Source organism: Zestomonas ipomoeae, from assembly GCF_057128665.1.
The window spans coordinates 1-17,386 of sequence record NZ_JBSKHQ010000003.1 but is presented as its reverse complement, the minus strand read 5'-3'; the positions used below and the strand labels follow the sequence as shown (position 1 = coordinate 17,386).

The 17,386-nt window shown below is 65.6% G+C and carries 18 protein-coding genes and 1 pseudogene; 6 read left to right on the top strand and 13 right to left on the bottom strand.

The genetic code is table 11. The features are described 5' to 3' along the window. Entirely contained in the window at positions 1–303 is a 303-nt protein-coding gene (locus ACWKV7_RS05770; RefSeq protein ID WP_483856698.1) for a DUF2845 domain-containing protein, read from the top strand. Continuing rightward, positions 300–596 carry a YceK/YidQ family lipoprotein gene (locus ACWKV7_RS05765; protein ID WP_483856697.1) on the top strand — a complete coding sequence of 99 codons (297 nt, stop codon included), beginning with the start codon at positions 300–302 and terminating at the stop codon, positions 594–596. Before ACWKV7_RS05770 ends, ACWKV7_RS05765 begins: the two co-directional genes overlap by 4 nt. Positions 597–737: 141 nt before the next feature. On the opposite strand, the gene ACWKV7_RS05760 is transcribed toward ACWKV7_RS05765, so the two are convergent. The 6 genes from ACWKV7_RS05760 to ACWKV7_RS05735 all read right to left on the bottom strand — a co-directional run bounded on the left by ACWKV7_RS05760 (position 738) and on the right by ACWKV7_RS05735 (position 5,526). After that, positions 738–1,142, bottom strand: a complete 405-nt coding sequence (locus ACWKV7_RS05760) for a VOC family protein (protein ID WP_483856696.1) — start codon at positions 1,140–1,142, stop codon at positions 738–740. Positions 1,143–1,217: 75 nt separating this feature from the next. Continuing rightward, on the bottom strand, positions 1,218–2,087 hold the full coding sequence (locus tag ACWKV7_RS05755) for an MBL fold metallo-hydrolase (protein WP_483856695.1): 870 nt from the start codon (positions 2,085–2,087) through the stop codon (positions 1,218–1,220). Between the two features lie 117 nt (positions 2,088–2,204). Then, positions 2,205–2,846, bottom strand: coding sequence for an oxidoreductase (locus tag ACWKV7_RS05750; protein ID WP_483856694.1), 642 nt, complete (start codon positions 2,844–2,846; stop codon positions 2,205–2,207). Between the two features lie 30 nt (positions 2,847–2,876). Next, positions 2,877–4,589 (bottom strand): C13 family peptidase, encoded by a 1,713-nt coding sequence (locus tag ACWKV7_RS05745; RefSeq protein WP_483856693.1) that lies wholly within the window; start codon positions 4,587–4,589, stop codon positions 2,877–2,879. Positions 4,590–4,716: 127 nt separating this feature from the next. Then, positions 4,717–4,929 carry a TM2 domain-containing protein gene (locus tag ACWKV7_RS05740; protein ID WP_483856692.1) on the bottom strand — a complete coding sequence of 71 codons (213 nt, stop codon included), beginning with the start codon at positions 4,927–4,929 and terminating at the stop codon, positions 4,717–4,719. A 141-nt stretch (positions 4,930–5,070) separates the two neighbouring features. Continuing rightward, the gene (locus ACWKV7_RS05735) at positions 5,071–5,526 is read right to left on the bottom strand and encodes a MaoC family dehydratase (protein WP_483856691.1); all 456 of its coding nucleotides are present in this window, start codon (positions 5,524–5,526) and stop codon (positions 5,071–5,073) included. Positions 5,527–5,692: 166 nt separating this feature from the next. Here ACWKV7_RS05735 and ACWKV7_RS05730 point away from each other — a divergent pair, with 166 nt between their 5' ends. From ACWKV7_RS05730 to ACWKV7_RS05720, 3 genes are read left to right on the top strand one after another with little or no spacing between them, the layout of a single operon-like run. Beyond that, positions 5,693–6,055 carry a CidA/LrgA family protein gene (locus tag ACWKV7_RS05730; protein WP_483856690.1) on the top strand — a complete coding sequence of 121 codons (363 nt, stop codon included), beginning with the start codon at positions 5,693–5,695 and terminating at the stop codon, positions 6,053–6,055. Continuing rightward, positions 6,052–6,768 (top strand): LrgB family protein, encoded by a 717-nt coding sequence (locus tag ACWKV7_RS05725; RefSeq protein ID WP_483856689.1) that lies wholly within the window; start codon positions 6,052–6,054, stop codon positions 6,766–6,768. Before ACWKV7_RS05730 ends, ACWKV7_RS05725 begins: the two co-directional genes overlap by 4 nt. A gap of 10 nt (positions 6,769–6,778) precedes the next feature. Further along, entirely contained in the window at positions 6,779–7,366 is a 588-nt protein-coding gene (locus ACWKV7_RS05720) for an LON peptidase substrate-binding domain-containing protein (RefSeq protein WP_483856688.1), read from the top strand. Here ACWKV7_RS05720 and ACWKV7_RS05715 read toward each other — a convergent pair whose 3' ends face one another. Beyond that, on the bottom strand, positions 7,367–8,683 hold the full coding sequence (locus ACWKV7_RS05715; RefSeq protein WP_483856687.1) for a bifunctional DedA family/phosphatase PAP2 family protein: 1,317 nt from the start codon (positions 8,681–8,683) through the stop codon (positions 7,367–7,369). 256 nt (positions 8,684–8,939) lie between these two features. Here ACWKV7_RS05715 and ACWKV7_RS05710 point away from each other — a divergent pair, with 256 nt between their 5' ends. Beyond that, entirely contained in the window at positions 8,940–9,794 is an 855-nt protein-coding gene (locus ACWKV7_RS05710) for a class I SAM-dependent methyltransferase (RefSeq protein WP_483856686.1), read from the top strand. Between the two features lie 125 nt (positions 9,795–9,919). On the opposite strand, the gene ACWKV7_RS05705 is transcribed toward ACWKV7_RS05710, so the two are convergent. The 6 genes and pseudogenes from ACWKV7_RS05705 to ACWKV7_RS05680 all read right to left on the bottom strand — a co-directional run. Next, complete coding sequence (locus tag ACWKV7_RS05705) at positions 9,920–10,141, bottom strand: hypothetical protein (protein WP_483856685.1); 222 nt, start codon at positions 10,139–10,141, stop codon at positions 9,920–9,922. Positions 10,142–10,237: 96 nt separating this feature from the next. Beyond that, complete coding sequence (locus ACWKV7_RS05700; RefSeq protein ID WP_483856684.1) at positions 10,238–10,711, bottom strand: hypothetical protein; 474 nt, start codon at positions 10,709–10,711, stop codon at positions 10,238–10,240. A 541-nt stretch (positions 10,712–11,252) separates the two neighbouring features. Next, the gene (locus tag ACWKV7_RS05695; protein WP_483856683.1) at positions 11,253–11,828 is read right to left on the bottom strand and encodes a hypothetical protein; all 576 of its coding nucleotides are present in this window, start codon (positions 11,826–11,828) and stop codon (positions 11,253–11,255) included. Positions 11,829–12,300: 472 nt separating this feature from the next. After that, positions 12,301–16,242, bottom strand: a complete 3,942-nt coding sequence (locus ACWKV7_RS05690) for a toxin VasX (RefSeq protein WP_483856682.1) — start codon at positions 16,240–16,242, stop codon at positions 12,301–12,303. Further along, positions 16,239–17,060 (bottom strand): DUF4123 domain-containing protein, encoded by an 822-nt coding sequence (locus ACWKV7_RS05685; RefSeq protein ID WP_483856681.1) that lies wholly within the window; start codon positions 17,058–17,060, stop codon positions 16,239–16,241. Before ACWKV7_RS05685 ends, ACWKV7_RS05690 begins: the two co-directional genes overlap by 4 nt. After that, positions 17,057–17,386: pseudogene (locus tag ACWKV7_RS05680) on the bottom strand (type VI secretion system tip protein VgrG); the annotation flags it as partial. The gene ACWKV7_RS05685 and the pseudogene ACWKV7_RS05680, both read right to left, overlap by 4 nt.

Below are 17,386 nucleotides of genomic sequence, written 5' to 3'. Positions count from 1 at the left end.
TTGCTAAAGAACAGGATCGTTTCCGGCGTGGCCGGTCTGTGTCTGCTTGCCAGCGCTGGCGGCCACGCCTCCACCCTGCGCTGCGACAAGGGCCTGGTCGCCGAGGGCGAAGCCCTCCAGCAGGTACTCGAGATCTGCGGCGAGCCCGCGCAACGCGAGGTCAGCGAGCCCGTGCCCGTGCCCGGGGCGAGGGAAGGTGCGGTAACGGTGGAACGCTGGGTGTATGGCCCGGACGGCGGCATGTACCACTACCTGCGCTTCGTTGATGGGCGCCTGGTGCAGATCGGTAGCGAGCGGCAGTGAGCCGAGGCGGGATTCTGGCCTTGCCGGTGCTGGGCGCTCTGCTCGCCACCGGCTGCGCCACGGTCCGTACTCTGGATGCCGCCAAGCCCGGTGCGCCGGTGGTGTATGCCGGCACCCGGTTGGACTGGTACAGCCTCAACGGGGGCTGCTGCCCGCTGGACCGCTTCGGCGCCTACGCCCCCGAGTACGCGGCCCTCGACCTGCCTGCCAGCGCCTTGCTGGATACCCTGTTGCTTCCCCTTTCCCTCGCGACCGCTCTGGGGCTGCATCTGGGCGTCAGTGGCGGGCTCTAATTCCGCCCGCTTCCAGGGGCTATTGCCCACCCCTTTCCGTTGCGGCTGAAGCGCAGAGCCTTGCAAGTTCAGGAAGTCTTGGCCATCGAGCGCTCGGCATAGCCGCACGGCATCCCGCATGTGCGGGGCGTCGCATCGCGATCATGCCTGGGCGGGCATGGCCGACATATGCACCAGTTCCCAGATATGCCCGTCCAGGTCCTGGAAGCCATGGCCGTACATGAAGCCGTGGTCCTGCGGATCGTTGTAGGTGGTGCCGCCTGCGGCGACGGCCTGGCGCACCATTTCGTCGATGCGCTCCCGGCTTTCGGCGGACAGGCAGACCAGTACTTCAGTGGCTTGGTGGGCGTCGCAGATTGGCTTGGGGGTGAAGGGTTTGAACTTTTCCTCGGTCAGCAGCATAACGAAAATATTGTCCGCCACCACCATGCAAGCGGCGGTTGCGTTGCTGAACTGGGGGTTGAAGCTGAAGCCGAGCTGGCTGAAGAAGTCGCGGCTGCGGTCGAGGTTCTTGACCGGGAGATTGACGTAAATCTGTTGGCTCATGGGGCAGTCCTTTGGCTGGTGGTGGGTGCCATTCCCGACGGGGCGAAGGCGGTGGATGTGCGACCGCTGGCGCGCTCATTGATTCAATGCGCGCACCGCTGACATTGTCTGGCTCAGCCCATAGCGGCCCTTGTCGTCGCAGGTCAGCCGACCGAGAGCGACGTCCGGGTCGTGGGTGAACAGCAGGCGGCCGTTGCGTGCCAGCAGGTCGCGCAGCAGCGTTTCCTTTTCTTCGATCAGGCCCTCGGGGAAGCGGTCGTAGCCCATGGTGATCGGCAAGTGCACCCAAGGCGCGCCGGGGACCAGGTCGCCGGCGAACAGCACCGGTCCGTCGGGCAGGGCGATTTCCGGCAGCATCTGCCCGGGTGTGTGGCCGTCGCTCCAGTGCAGGCGCCAGTCGGGGCCGAGCAGGTCCGAGTGCTCGTCGCCATCCTCGATCAGTTCCAGGCGGCCGCTGGCCTGCAGCAATTCCAGCAACTCCGGAATGTAGGAGGCGCGGTCCCGCGCATGGGGTTGGCAGGCGCGCTGCCATTGGCTGCGTCCGCAGATGAAACGGGCATGGGGGAACAGCAGGCGCGGCGGCTGGCCATCCTGCCAGGCAGCGAGCAGGCCGCCGGCATGATCGAAGTGCAGGTGGGTGAGCAGCACGATGTCGATATCGGCATCGCACAGGCCGAGTTCGGCGAGGCTGTCGAGCAGCACGTGGCGGTCTTCCTGCACGCCGAAGCGGCGTTTCAGTTCCGGCGAGAAGAACGCGCCGATGCCGGTTTCGACGAGGATGTTGCGCTCGTCGTCCTGCACCAGCAGCGCACGGCAGCCAAGGTCGATGCGGTTCTGCGGATCCGGCGTCATCCAGCGCTCCCAGAGCGCGCGCGGGGCGTTGCCGAACATGGCGCCGCCATCGAGTTTCTGGCTATTGCCGGTGAGGCTGTGGAGCAGTGGCATGGGGTGCAGTCCTGAATCGGTGGCCAGCGCGTAGGGCGGGCTTTGCGAAACCGGCCAGCGCAGCGGCGAACGCGCCACCTTACTGAATCCAATGGACGGCGGGTAGTACCGCTTCGCTTAACGGCCGAGACGGCGCAGTTCGTTGGACTCGACGACCCGCACGCCGGGCTGTTCCTCCAGCGCCAGACGCCAGAGCGCGCGTGCCAGCACCGTGGCTTCGATGCCGCGCCATTTGCCCGGCAAGCACTTCATCAGCGGCGCGGCCAGGCGCTCGCCGAGGCGGAACTCCTGGCGCGGGCCGAGCAGCAGCGACGGCCGCACGATAGTCAGTTGTGGCCACCCCTGCGCCTTCAGCGCCTCTTCCATCTCGCCCTTGACACGGTTGTAGAACACGGAGGAGTTCCGGTCGGCGCCGAGGGCGCTGATGACCAGGAAGTGCCTGGCGCCGAGTTCACGGGCCCGCGCGCCGACCGCCAGCACCAGGTCGTGATCCACCGCGCGGAAGGCATCCTGGGAACCGGCCTGTTTGATGGTGGTGCCCAGGCAGCAGAAGGCGGTCTCGATCGGCCCACTGAGCTGCGGCAACAGGCTGGCGAGATCGCCGACGGGGTTTTCCAGCCGGGCATGCTCGGCCAGCGGTCGACGGGTCGGCGCCAGCAGCCGCTCTACGGTAGGCTCGCTGAGCAGACGGTCGAGCAGGTGCTCGCCGGTGAGGCCGGTGGCGCCGGCGAGCAGGATGTGCTGGGGCGTCAGATACATGGCGCTGTCTCTTGGCTGTTACAACTGAGCTTAGTGGCTTTTTTTCTCGATGGTGCTGGCCAGTACGTTCGCGGTCTGGCTATCGCGCAACCGGTGCCACTGCGCGAGCACTGTCTTGGGTGCCCAGATCTGCGGATTGGACGGCGTGAAATCATCGGCTTTTTCCCGTTCGGCAACCTTGGCCTTGGCCAGTTCGAAGGCTTCCTGCAAATCGTCGGTCTGCTGCAGCGCCTCGGCGAACAGGGCGCGGCCGAAATAGGTGAAATCGTTGTCGTCCGAGCAGCCGAAGGACACCCGGTCGGCCTGGGCGGCGGCCATAACCAGGGTCTTGTCGTTCTTCAGCGGCGGGATGAAGCCGCCGGCATAGCAGGCGGAGATCACCACCACCTTGGCCCGGTCGGCGAGCGGTTCGAGCAGGGCGGCGAGCTCTTTCGCCGGCAGGTTGGCCAGTTCCAGACGCGGCTGGCTGAGGGCCAGTTCGTGATTGCGCGAACCATGGCTGGTCAGGTAGAGGAATACCAGGTCTTCCGGACCGCTGCGCTCGGCGATGGCGCGTACCGCGCGGGTCAGGCTTTCGCGGGTGGCCAGCGGGCGGTCGTTCAGGTGATCGCGATGGTTGACCAGGGTGACCTGGCCATAGGCGCCGAAGCGCTCGCCGAGCAGTCCGGTGACGTAGTCGGCTTCGCGCAGGAACACGCTCTGGCTGCCGTCGCCAGCCAGGGTCAGGCTATACAGTTCCACCGCCGGGGTGGAGGTGGGCAGGGCGTCCAAGGCCTCCTGCAGCAGGCGGCCTTGCTCCAGCAGCCCAACCTCCAGCGCATCGGGGTGGGACGTGCCGGTGGCATCGCGCAGCAGCTGGCCAGCGTGCCAGGTGCCGCTCTGCTGGCTGCCGTCGGCGGCGCTCAGGGTGCCGCTACCGGCATACTCGCCATAGGCGAACTGGCCCTTGTAGCTGCTGCCATCGGCCAGCGTCAGCTGGCCGTCGCCGTGGTAGCTCCAGCTGCGGAACTGGCCCTGGTAGTGGCTGCCGTCACTGCCGTGGTATTCGCCCTTTCCGTCCAGCTCGCCGTTCCTGAAGCGCCCGCTCCAGACATCGCCGTCGGCGCTTTCATAGCGCCCCTGGCCATTGAACTGCGTGTTCTTGAAGCCGCCGCTGTAGCGGTCGCCGGTGCTGCCCAGGTAGCTGCCTTCGCCGTGCAGTTGGCCCTTGCGGAAGTCGCCGCTGAACTGGTTTCCGGCGACGTCGGTATACAGGCCCGCGCCTTCGGCGATGCCGCGTTCGAAGCGGCCCTGGTGGCGGCTGCCGTCCGGCATCTCCAGGGTGCCGTGACCGTGGTAGCGATCCTTGCGAAACTCGCCGCGGTAGCGCATGCCGCCTTGTTCGAAGGTGCCTTCGCCATGCAGGCGGCCGAGCTTGAAGCTGCCTTCGTAGGTACTGCCGTCGCTGTAGACCAGGGTGCCCTGGCCGTGGAACAGGCCGAGATGGAAATCGCCGAGGTAGCGTTCGCCGCTGGCGCCGCGCCATTCGCCGCGGCCTTCGGCCTGGCCGTCCTTGAAAGTACCGGCGTACCAGCTGCCATTGGCGTAGTCGACCCGGCCCTGGCCTTGCAGCAGGCCGTCGATCACCTCGCCGCGATAGCGTCCGCCATCGGGCAGCACGGCAGTCGGCGGGACAAGGGGTTCGCCGTCGCCACAGGCGGCGAGCAGCAGGGCGAGACTAAGGGGCAGGAGCGAACGGCGCATGGTCATCCTCGACAGGCGCAGGGAAGAGGGGGGTATTGTGCTGCAAAAACGATGAAAATGCCGTGCATGTCCATGGGCGCCTGGGCGTCCTGCACGGCATTGGCTAGCGCGGTTGCCGGCCGGTGGCTCAGGTCCACTCGGTCAGCTTGTTGCCTTCCTTGTCGGTGAAGGCGCCGACGATGATCATGATGAAATCGATCAGGGTCCAGATGCCCAGGCCGCCGAGGGTCAGGATCTGCAGGATGGCGGTGCCGATCTTGCCGACGTAGAACCGGTGGGCGCCGAAGGTGCCGAGGAAGAAGCAGAGCAGAAAGGCGGGAAGAATGCGCTTTTGAGTCATGAGCGTTCCTTGTCGTTATAGGTATTGGCATAGATGGCGGGTTGCCATCTGGAACGCATTCTAGAGCATCGACAAGGCTGCGAAGCAAGAGCCAGCGCGCATTTCGAGGCCGCCGACGGGGAGTCGGCGGCGGGTGGCGGGTCAGACGAAGCAGAGGGTCAGCGGCTCGGCGACGTAGGCCGGCTTCTCCTGGCCTTCGATTTCGAGCACGGCGCGGGCCTTGAGCAGCCACTGGCCTGGGTTCTTCTCGGTGACGTCCACCAGGGTGACGGATAAGCGTACCTTGGAGTCGACCTTCACCGGCTGGACGAAGCGCACGCTGTCCAGGCCGTAGTTGACCGCCATCTTCAGCCCTTCGGGCATGAGCATGATCTTTTCCATCAGCATGGGGATCAACGACAGCGAGAGGAAACCGTGGGCGATGGTGCCGCCGAAGGGCGTATGCCGGGCCTTTTCCGGGTCGACGTGGATGAACTGGTGGTCGCCGGTGCATTCGGCGAACTGGTTGATGCGGTTCTGATCGATGGTGAGCCACTCCGAGCGGCCCAGTTCCTTGCCAACAAAGTCCTTCAGTTCTGCAACGGGTACGAACGGCATAGGGGTTCCTCCTTGAGGATGCGGGGATGTCTTTATTTTTGTGAACCGGCTCTACATCAGCATGGGTCGGTCCGTCGGTCAAGACAGCATCGCCCTAGCGAATGGTGGGTTATAGCGTGTGCCAGGGCACGCCTATAATGACCGCGCCATCCCGCCGGAGATTCCCATGCTGTTACGCGGCCTGACCTGGCTGGTGCTGTTCCAACTGATCGGCACCGCCCTGCAAGCGCTCTTTTTACCGATGTTGCCCGGGCCGATCATCGGCATGCTGCTGCTGTTCCTCTTCATGCTGATGCGCGGCGAAGTCGGCGAGCCGCTGAGCACGGCGGCGGCCGACCTGCTGCGCTACCTGCCCTTGCTGCTGGTGCCGGCGGCCGTCGGGGTGATGGTCTATGCGCGGGCGATCGCTGCCGATTTCTGGGCGGTGGCCGGCACGCTGCTGCTGTCGCTGGTGCTGTCGCTGGCCTTCACCGGCTGGTTGATGCAGAAACTGATCGAGCGCCAGGCGCGTCGCCGGGGCGAGGCATGAGTCCCGACTGGCAGGGCGCCTGGCAGGCGCTGATCCACCATCCGCTGTTCGGCGTGGGGGTGACCCTGGTGGCCTACCAGGCGGCGTTGATGGCCTATGAGCGGACCCGCTGGGTCGTGCTGCAGCCGGTGCTGGTTTCCATGCTGATGGTGATCGCCGTGCTGCTGGCCTGCGGTATCGATTACACCGAATACCGACGCAGTGCCGAGGTGCTGACCATATTCCTCGGCCCGGCCACCGTCGCCCTGGCGGTACCGCTCTACCTCAACCTGCGACGCATCCGCCAGCTGCTGCTGCCGATCATGCTGACCCTCGGCATCGCCGGGGTGCTGGCGACGGTCCTCGGCGTGGCGCTGGCCTGGTCGTTCGGCGCCGACCGGTTGATGTTGATGAGCGTGGCGCCGAAGTCCGTGACCTCGCCGATCGCCATGCTGGTGGCCGAACAGATCGGCGGCATCGCGGCCCTGGCGGCGGTGTTCGTGCTGATCACCGGCGTGCTCGGTGCCATCTTCGGTCCGGAATTGTTGCGCCGGATTGGCGTCCATCATCCTGCAGCCCTTGGAATGGCCCTGGGGCTGACCGCCCATGCGGTCGGCACCGCGCGCGCCTTGCAGGAAAGCGACGAGGCCGGTGCCTTCGCCGCGCTGAGTATGAGCCTGATGGGAATGGCCACCGCGGTGTTGCTGCCGCTGGCGGTGGCCTTGATCGTTTGAGGACGTTGCGATGTTGCCGCTTTTCCCCCTCAATACCGTGCTGTTTCCCGGTTGCACGCTCGACTTGCAGATATTCGAGGCGCGTTATCTGGACATGCTCGGTCGGTGCCTGAAGCGCGGCGAGGGTTTCGGCGTGGTCTGCATTATCGAGGGCTCGGAGGTCGGCACCTCCGCCAGCCGCTTCTCTGCCCTCGGTTGCGAAGCGCAGATCCGTGACTGGCAGCAACTGCCAAACGGCCTGCTGGGCATTCGGGTCGAGGGCGCGCGGCGTTTTCGCGTGCGTCGCGCGGAGGTCCTGCGCGACCAGCTCGCGCAGGCCGAAGTGACCTGGCTCGAGGAGGTCGCCGAGCGGCCGCTGACAGAGGAGCACGACGACCTCGCCGCGCTGCTCGGTGCCCTGGCCGAGCACCCGATGGTCGCCGCCCTGGGCATGGGGGGCGCGGTTGACGGGCAGCAGGCGCTGGCCAATCAGTTGGCTTATCTGCTGCCGTTCAGCGAGCCGCAGAAGCTACAGTTGCTCGCCCTCGACGACCCGAGCCAGCGTCTGGAACAGATCCAGGAAATGCTCGAACACCTGCAGGGCGAGATACTCGCCTGATCAGTACCGATACATCTCCAGCGCCGTCGGCAGCGCCCAGGTGGCGATGCCGCCGAGCAATGCCAGACAGGCTGGCAGGATCAGCCACCAGACCCGCGGTCCCAGCGCCTGCAAGGGCGTGCGCCATTGCGCCGCGGTGAGGCTGGCGGCGCATACGGTTCCAGCCAGCAATGCGCCGCCGAGGATGTCGCTCGGCCAGTGCACGCCCAGGTATACCCGCGACGTGGCGACCAGCAGCGCCGGCAGCCCGGCCACCAGCATCCAGGTCAGGCGCAGGCGTGGTGGCTGCCCGCGGCCGGCGAGCACGCCGAGGGTCAGGAAGAAGGCGAATGCCGCCGAGCTATGCCCGCTGGGGAAGCTGAAGCTGGTCAGCGGCTCGAGCAGCACCTCCGGCCGGCCGCGGGCGAACAGTATTTTGAGCAGACCGGTGAGCGCCGCGTTGCCGAGCAGCGTGGCGCCGGCGAACATCAGCGAGCGCCATTGCCGCGCCAAGGCCAGTAGCGCGAGCAGCAGCAGGCCAACCGCCCATTGGGTGTGGGCGTCGCCCAGACGGGTGAGCAGCACGATGAGGCGATCCAGCGTCGGGGTGCGCTGTTCCTGCACCAGGGTCAGCAGGCCTTGGTCGAAGGCGATCAGGTAAGGCCAGCCGAAGAACAGCGCCAGCAGGCCCAGCAGGCTGGCGCCGGCCAGCAACGGCGTGGTCCAGCGGTGCCGGCGCAGGCTCTGGTTCGCCCCCAGGGTGAACAGCAGTGCCAGGGGAATCGCAACGGCCGCCGCCTGGCTCCAGAACCCGTCGGGCAACGGCAGGCGCAGTGCCGCACCGGTGCTCCAGCCTGGCAAGAGGTAGGCCAGCGACCAACCGCTGGTAGCCAACAGGCTGACGGCAAAAAAGCGCGTGAACGGCATGTCGAGCATGCCGGCGATCATCGGCAGCATCGGTCGCAGCGGCCCGATGAAGCGACCCACCAGCAGGCTGACGCCGCCATAGCGATGGAAGTGCGCTTCGGCGCCGCTGAGCCACTCGGGGTGATGGCGTAACCCCGGCAGGCGCCGGATGTTCTGGTGAAAGCGACGACCCAGCGCGTAGGACGCCAGGTCGCCGAGCAACCCGCCGGCAAACGCCAGCAGCAGGGTTTCGCCAAGATCGAGCACGCCGCTGCCGGCCAGCACGGCGATGGCGAACAGCATGACCGTGCCCGGTACCAGGATGCCGACGATGGCCAGGCACTCGGCGCAGGCGACGACGAACAGCACCAGGCCGAGCCATTGCGGATGGGACGTCAGCCAGGTGCTGAGACTATCCAGCCAGGCGCTCATCGACGGGCCTGGCGCGGTTGCGACGGTTTAAGGGGGGCCATGGAGGCCGCGGCTCGCTCAACGGACATGTTCAGTCGGACACTTTCGCAGGTGGAAAATGCCGCATGATAGCGAACCCGAGCGGCCGCTTGGCGTCGCGCGCGAGCCTGCGGGGGCCTTCGGCCGGCCAACTAAGGTTGGGCGCTTGCCCCGGTGCATTGTGGCGGCCGGCACTCGCCTCTAGGCTGGGGCTCGCAGAATAACAAGGGTGCCGCCCATGAGCCGCCACGCCCGTACCGACAGCGCGCATATCTCCCCCAGCGCCCACTACACCGGCTATGTCTGGTATCGCCATCGTCTCGCCGAGCCGGCCTTCGCCACCACCTTCGGGCGCTGGGCCCACGGCCTGCTGCGGCCGGTGGCCTGGGGCGCTAGGGTCGGCTTCGGCCTGGATATCGAGCATCTGCTGTTGCAGCGGCATCTGCTGATCGACGCGCGGTTGAGCGCCGCCATCGAGCGGGAAGGCGTTACCCAGGTCGTGGAAATCGCCTGTGGCCTGTCACCGCGCGGAAGACGCTTTCGCTTGCGCTACCCGCAACTGCGCTACCTGGAGGCCGACCTGCCGCCGATGGCCGCGCGCAAGCGCCTGCTGTTGCATGGCGAGGGTTGGCTGGACGGGCAGCACCAGGTCGCCTCGGTGGATATCCTCGCCGAACAGGGCGCACAGAGCCTGGCAGCGCTGTTCGCTCGACTCGATCCGCGCCAGCCAGTGGTGGTGATTACCGAAGGGCTGGTCAACTACTTCGACCGGGCCGCGATCGAGGGCTTCTGGAGTCGCCTGGCCGAGCAGCTTGGCGGCTTTGCCGGGGCCACCTACCTCACCGAACTTTACCCCGACCTGCGCGAGCACCCGCGCTACCGGCAGTTACGCTGGGGCACCGAGCTGATCGGCCGGCTGACCCGAGGCAGCTATCCGCTGCATTACCGTAGCGGCGAAGAAATCGTCGCCGCCTTCGCCCGCTGCGGCTTTCGCGAAACGCTGGTACACGATCCGGCCCTGCAAAGCGCCAGCCTCGGCCTGCCCCCCGCACGGCAGCCGGGCCTGGTCCGGGTGATCGAAGCTCGCCGCTGACGGTGCCCGGGCTGGCGCAACTGTCGGCCATGCCTCCCCGACACCGGGGCGAGCGGGCTAGTGAAGCCCGCCTTCGCAATGCCGTAGTGGCTGATACTTAGCCCGGCTAGAAGAGCGTGCCCCTGTCAGCTCTTGTAGATGGCGCGGTATCTGAAGATGTTACGAACTCCCTTGAATCCGATCATGCCAGCGCCGAAAGCCATGACAACGAACCCCCAGCCGGCGTCGTCGCCCCACTGGAATTCGCGCAAAGCGAAGTAGAGCGCGCAAACAGCTCCTGCGAGTCCGGCAATGATCATTGCGCTGGAGACAATGATGAATGCGGTTCGTTCTTCAGCGGTGTCCATGAGTGTTTCCTTGTATCGCTTGGTCAAGTTGTTGGCAGAAGTTTGGAATTTGCTTGTTGTTGTCTTTACGTCGGCATGGCTTTTTCGGCAGCGGCTTCAGAGATAGCGCACATGCCTGGCCATCTGGTTAGGGCGGGACAGGGCGTCGAGACGGTTGATACGGTCGAGCATCGCGCGGGTCTCGGCCTTGTAGGTGGCATCGTCCATGTCGCGCCAGTGACGCGGGTTGCGGCCAGTCTGGCGATCGTGCTCGGCGGTCACCGGGTCGAGGGGGCGGAATTCTTCCCAGGTGGGGATATCCGGCAGCGGTCGGCTGGTATCCATGTAGTTCTGCCACATGTCCCAGAGCGCCAGGCTGGCCTTGTCCGAGCTTTGCCGGCCGATCAGCGGCATGAAGTCGATGGCCACCGGGTGATAGCGATGCACCAGATGCAGCGAGTACTGCGGTATGCCCTGGCGAGTGGGCAGCACATGGACGTAGGCGTCGAACTCATGGAAGGGGCGGACGAAGTCGCCCTTGATGCCCTGTTCCTCGAACTGCCCCGGCTTGCGGGCGAAGACGGTGACCATGCCGGTCTGGCGATTGAGTTCCCAGAGGGGGCCTTGGGAGGGGCGGAAAATCCAGTTGGATGGGAGGCGAAAAAATAAAATATGCGCTGTTAGCCATGCAGTGAGAGAAGGGAGAGCCACCCATGACCACATATGGAACATTCTTTCCAATAGTTCATTCAGTGGGGACTTATCAACTGTCAAGAGGAGTGGGAAGCAGAGAATCAATAGGCCAGTCCAAATGAAAAAGAACCCTTTCCCAACGGCTCCCAAGAATGCCCAAAGCTGTGTCCAGGCCGAGGCGCGCGCTCCGCGATAGCAGATATGGTTGCAGGCATTATGAAATTTCGCCTCATTACGGGCGCGGCTGCCAGGGTGTTTGCGCTCTTCCTCTTCCCTTTGGCGCAGTTCCTTTGGGGTGTCGTCCTCGAAAAAGGCCAGGGGCGCTACCTCCTGAGTCTTGCCCCAGGACAGGCGCATGCATAGGCGGCCGGCATGGTCGCGCACTTGCGGCGGTTGCTCGGGCAGACACCGCGAGTCGTAGGCGGTGACGGCGTAGGTGTCAGAGGTATTGAACATGCCTGGCCATCTGGTTAGGGCGGGACAGGGCGTCGAGACGATTGATGTGGTCGAGCATCGCGCGGGTCGCGGCCTTGTAGGTGGCATCGTCCATGTCGCGCCAGTGACGCGGGTTGCGGCCAGTCTGGCGATCATGCTCGGCGGTCACGGGGTCGAGGGGGCGGAATTCTTCCCAGGTGGGGATATCCGGCAGCGGCCGGCTGGTATCCATGTAGTTCTGCCACATGTCCCAGAGCGCCAGGCTGGCCTTGTCCGAGCTTTGCCGGCCGATCAGCGGCATGAAGTCGATGGCCACCGGGTGATAGCGATGCACCAGATGCAGCGAGTACTGCGGTATGCCCTGGCGAGTGGGCAGCACATGGACGTAGGCGTCGAACTCATGGAAGGGGCGGACGAAGTCGCCCTTGATGCCCTGTTCCTCGAACTGCCCCGGCTTGCGGGCGAAGACGGTGACCATGCCGGTCTGGCGATTGAGTTCCCAGAGGGGGCCTTGGGAGGGGGTGAATATCCAGTGGTTGGGTAGGCGATGAACGACGATATGGCCGATTAGCCAACACACCGCGGGTAACGGTAGAAACCAATATGCGAGTGCCAGCACCCTGGAGAAAACTTCTGCAAGTGTTTCAGAGGTAAGTGCTGCAAATGGCAGCTGAAAAATGAGAAGCCCTCCTGCCGCCATAAGAGAGAACCCTTTCCCCAGCCCCCATACATGAACCCAGAAATGCGTCCAGGCGGAGGCGTGCGCCCGGCGATAGTGGATATGGTTACAGGCATTATGAAACTTCGCCTCGTTACGGGCGCGGCTGCCGGGATGCTTGCGTTCTTCTTCCTCCCGTTCGCGCAGTTCCCTTGGCGAGTCATCATCGATAAAGGCAAGGGGGGCAACTTCCTCGGTATTGCCCCAGGACAGGCGCATGCATAGGCGGCCGGCGTGGTCGTGGATCTGGGGTGGCTGCTCCGGGAGACGTCGGGAGTCGTAGGCGGTGGCGGCGTAGAGGGTATGCAAGCTGCTCATCTCGGCGGCGACTCCGTCAGGGTTTGTTGTTGTGCTCGTCGGCCCAGAACGACTGGCCGACCTTCAGATAGTCCGGCTTGGCGTGGCGGGCCGGATCATAGCGCAGTGGGTCTACCGGCGGCGGGGCGGGAAAATGCCACTTGTGCTGGCCATCGTCCACCCGCAACTGAGCGCGTACCGCCCAGTCGTAGCGATAAGGCGTACTGCGCTGAACCGTCGGTTGGGCCATATAGAGCTCCAGCCCTTCGGGAGTCAGTCGCTGGGCGACGAAGCTCGGCGGTACTGGCGTGCTGCTGGATAGGCCAGCGTCCAATAACAGGTTGTGGCCGGGCACCAGCTCCACCTCGATGGAGGGTTGGTCGGCGAGCATCGGATGCGCTGGGGCACTGTCGAAGCGCAACAGGCGCAGCCAGGTGCCGACTCGCAACTGGCTCTGGCCCAGGGCGCCGACCATGCCGGGCAGGTTGCTGTCGACGCGGATGCGAATGTTGGCCCTGCGCATGACCTGCTGCCAGGCCCGCTCCTGCGGGTCGCTACCAGGGTGGCTGCGCAGGGCTTCGGCCTGGTGGGGGTTCGCCTCGATGCGGATATTGATGCCGGCCAGCAGGCCGACCAGTCGATAGAAGGCTTCCTGCGGATTTTGCAGATGAGCGGGGCGCTTCTCGCGCAGGCCGAGGGACGACATGAGGCCAGGGTCGTCCTTGCCGTAGGGGCCGACCTTGAGCCATTCCTCGATGGGCGTATCGTCCAGCCACCAGACCAACCCGGCGCCGGCCAGGATCAGTGCCAGGCCAATGGCGGTGACCCAGCCGGCCGGACCCAGGGCCAGCAGCGGCGCACCGGCGGCCGGGCCGGCCATGAAGGAGGCGGCGAAGGCGGCCAGACCACCGGCGGCCATCAGCATATAGCCCCAACCCGCATCGTCGCCCAAGGCGAATTCGTGTATGGCGTCACTGACGCTGAGCGCGGCAAATAGAAAGGAAGTGCCGGCATTCAGGATCATGCGCGCGGTGACATGGGTTGCAATCAGCTGGCCCTGGCTCCCCGGTATCCTGAACAGCTTGTGGTCCAGGGCGCTGGTGATGGTATCCATGCGAAGGGTAAAGGCAGTTGCCCGATGGAAGGTGCGCATATCGTGGGCGAGTCGTTCGGCCAGAACTTCCAGCGCTAACGCCAGGTCAAAGGCGGCTCCGAACATCCCTGCGTCGCCTCTAGTTTGCCCTCGAGTCCGGAGCGTTTGCTCATACGCGGAGTATTCCGCCCTCACATTCCACACCTCAATCATGCTCAGCAAAGCCGGCATAACCGGGCTATTGAGCATGCGGTAGACACGCCGACGCGCTTCGCTGGAATGGCTCAGGTGCGGGTTGAGCAGGGCCTCGTCATAGACGCCTTGTTGTTCCACCAGGCGCAGCTCGGCTTTGTACTGCTCGGCCAGCCGCCGATAAAGCGCCTTCATGCGTGCGCCGGTGGCGTGGCCCTTGGGCAGCACCAATTGATAGATTTCGTGCTTGTCCAGTGGAAGTCCCGCTTTGCGGGCCTCGCCGATATTGCTGGTGGCGATCAGCTCGCCGTGGCCGTTACGCAGGTGGCCGTTCATCTGGGTCGCCCGCTGTCCTGCGATGTCGTAGTCAAGCAGGTCGGGATGCAGGATATGGTGTTCGCGATCGGTGATTCTGCCGGTGCGCTCATAGTGCAGGTCGCCCAGAGCATCCGGGAGCGCCGCGCGTATCAGGCCGAGGACCTGCTCGTAGTGGGCGGGGGCGATGTACAGCTCCATATGAGCCAGGCGCGTGTTCCTGCCGGTGCGTCGCTTGGCCCGGCCTGCCCGGCGCTCTTCGGATTCCACCTCGGCTTGCCGGCTGGCGAGCGCTTGTCCGGCTTCGGCGAGCGTGGCTTCCGCCTTCAGCACATCGTCCATCACGCCCCAGAAGTTGGCCAGCACGCCCAGGACGGCAGCCACGGTCTTTTCCACGCCGAGCAGGGTCTTGAAGTCGCCGCGCTGGGCGGCGGCAACCAGCAGGCGCGCTTCCAGCAATTGCAGTTTTTGCGGGTTGGGCAGCGTGGCGCGCTCCAGGGCTGCCAGTGCCTGCGGGCGAAAGCTGCCGTCGCCGAGGTTTTGCTCTAGCACTGTCGGCGGCTTGTAGGGGGCAAAGCAGGCTTGTGGCTCTACCTTCGGCCAGAGCATCGCATGCAGCGGGTCGCGGTCGTCACGGGCGAGGCTCAGCAGGAACTTCTCCGCCTCGCCGGCAGCCTTGGGCCGCAGGTTGGGGTTCAGCGGATCGTTGAAGCGCTTGGCCAGCGTGGCCATGCATTGCCCGGTAAAGGCGAAGGCTCCCAGGTAGTCGAAGCCATCCATGCAAAACAGGTCACCCAGCGTCTCCTGGCTCAACGGGCTCTTCAGGCAGGCGGTCAGGCACTTGCGGGCCTTGACGTGATGGTGCCCGGCATTGCGCTTCAGAGGCTCCGCCAGGTCGTGGCGGACGCGCCGATGGCCTTCATCATCGAGCGCCTTGGCGAATTTATTCAGAGGGTTTGGCTGATCTTCGATGCGCGCAGACAGGATGTAGTTGCTCACCAGCAGGGCGCTGGCATGGTGAGGCTGTTGGCTGGCCCGCTCGGCAGCCAGGAGGACGCGCTGCTGTATCGCATCCAAGCGGTCTCGTAATTGACGCAGGCGGAACAGGCTGTCTTCCACCAGCAGGCCGGCGATCTGCCGGGTACGGGCATCTGCGAGCATGTCGGGCGATGCTGCCTGGGCCTGCCAGGCTGTCTCCCGTTCAGCCAACGTTTTCTCGGCGTCTTTGTCCTGCGCTTGCCCCGCTGCCTTCTGGCGGGCCTGGCGCAGCGACAGAAGCTTGCGTTCCATGCACAGGCTAAGGGCATCCGTCTCCGGCTCATAGCGAGGGTTGGGTGTCTGGCCGGACTCGTATCTATCGAGGAAGGCGCGGGCGCGGCTGTGACAGGTGGCGGCATGCTCGCCGCTCAGGTCATGCAGGTACTCGGCCGGGCGGTCGAATTGCAGCTCATGGATGAGCGTGCGGGCCCGCTGCGGTTTCGCCAGGTTCAAAGGGAACGAACGATTGGCCAGGTTACGGCGACGTGCTTCGGCTTCCGCGGCGGGCTGCATGGCGGCCTGGTTCTGGAGCAGTATCGAGGCCAGCAGCCCTTCGGCCAGGGCGCGGCCGTCCGGGCCGCTGCCCAACTGCTTGAAGGTCGCGAGGGACGCTTGCAGGGTGAAGCGCTGGCAGCGCTGGGCGCGCAGCTTGGGGTCTCGCTCCAGGCGTGCCAGGCGTGGCGCGGGCAGTTGGATTTCCGAGTAGGCCAGTTCCACGTCGCCGGCCTGGCTGCGGTTCCAGCGGGCCGGCAGCCAGATTTCCTTCAGACCCTTGCCACAGGTATCGCGCGGGCCCAGGCAGAAGCCACCCTGCTGGCGAAACGCGCGCACATCGACGTCGTGGTAGGTGGTGGTGCCGTCCGCGGACTGGCGGATTTCCAGCTCGCGCCAGAGCTTGCCGCAGTAGAACACGTAGAGGTAACCGGGGCGGGCGAGCACGGGCACGCCTTGGTCCTTCTCGTCGGTGGTGCCGCGCATGGGCGTCAGCGGAACGACGGGCACGATCTGGTTCCACTGCTGCTCTGGCTGGCGCGGCGTGGCCTTGGCCTGGTTCATCAGCGGCACGCGGATCGGGCCGCCCCGTTCGGTTTCGATTTCCAGCCAGAGGTGGCGGATGGGTTGGTTTTCCCAGGGCCAGATGTGCAGGGTGCTGCTGAAGGACGGATCTTCCAGCTTTTCCAGCGTGCAGCGCTTGGTCAGCGCTTCCTGCTGCTGGTTGTCGGTCTCGTCGTAGATGACGATGCGCTGGCCCGGCGGGTGGTCCTTGCCGATCACTTCGACGATCAGTTTCCCGGCCTCGCAGGCCGGGCCGCTGCTCAGGCTGCCAACTTTGGCGGTCATGCGTGTTGCTCCTTGAATGCAGGTGCTTCCAGATGGGCGCGCAACTGCTGCAGGCGTTGTGGCGTGTCACCGGCAGGGGGAATCGGGTGAATGTCGTGCTCGGGGTACTGGACGCGCAGGTCGAGATAGGCACGCAGGGTGTCGGGTTCGTCGAAGTCGCATGCCAGGCCCTGCTGCACGTAGTCCCAGGCCAGCCCGAAGGACACGCCGGGCCGGCCTTGCTGCCATTCATAGGTGAAGCGCTCCAGCTGCTGGCGCTCCAGTGCACGGCTCTGCTTCTGACTGAGGGGCATGGGGGTGGCGATCCGGGGCGTGCCGGTGTCGAGGTTGTCCAGCCGGTACCAGTGGCTCAGTGCCTGGGCCGCGTCGCCCCAGGTACCGCCGTGCCAGGCCAGTTGCCGAATCGGCCCGAGCCAGAGCGCGGCGTTCTCCGCGTCGCAGGCGGGGAAGAAGTAGCTGGCGACACGCGGGTCGTAGTAGCGCAGCAAGGCTTTGCGGCGCTCGCCGAAAGCCACGATCAGCAGGCGCCGCAAATGGGATAGCAGCGCTTCCACGGGATGGGTCGTACCCAGCAGCAGACCCGGCCAGTCGGTGGGATTCGTACGGTATGCGTCGAGCAGGGCACCGCCGGTCGATAGTCGCAGGAGCAGAGGGCCCTGGTCCTGATGGGCGGCCAGCTCGGTTTCCGCGAACAGCGGCTCCGGCTCGGGCTGCGGCTCCAAGTGGTAGACGCGTTGCAGCAGGTCGTCGCTGCGTTCCAGAAGCAAATAGCTCTGGCCAACGGCGTTCGGGGCGCTTTGCTGGATATGCGTTTTCATGCCGAGGCCCCTGCTTGCAGGGCGGCGCGGCATGGGCAGTCCGCGAGCGGACATTGCATCGGCGTGCCGCCCTTGGGCTTCTGGCACAGCTCGACCAGCGGGCTGCCATCCAGGCGGGCCTGTTGTAGCTTGTGCGCAAGCACCGCGCCGGGAACATCCGCATCCGCCGGCTTGACCTGCCCTGGCAGGATCGGCGCCGCGCCCGAACCGCTGCCCGGCGCGCCGCCGGAGTTCAGCTTGATCACCGGGCCGACCAGGGTCACGCCGCCGCCGTCGAGTTTGACGAAGCTGCCGCCGCCCTTGAGGGTCAGTTCGCTGCCGGCTTC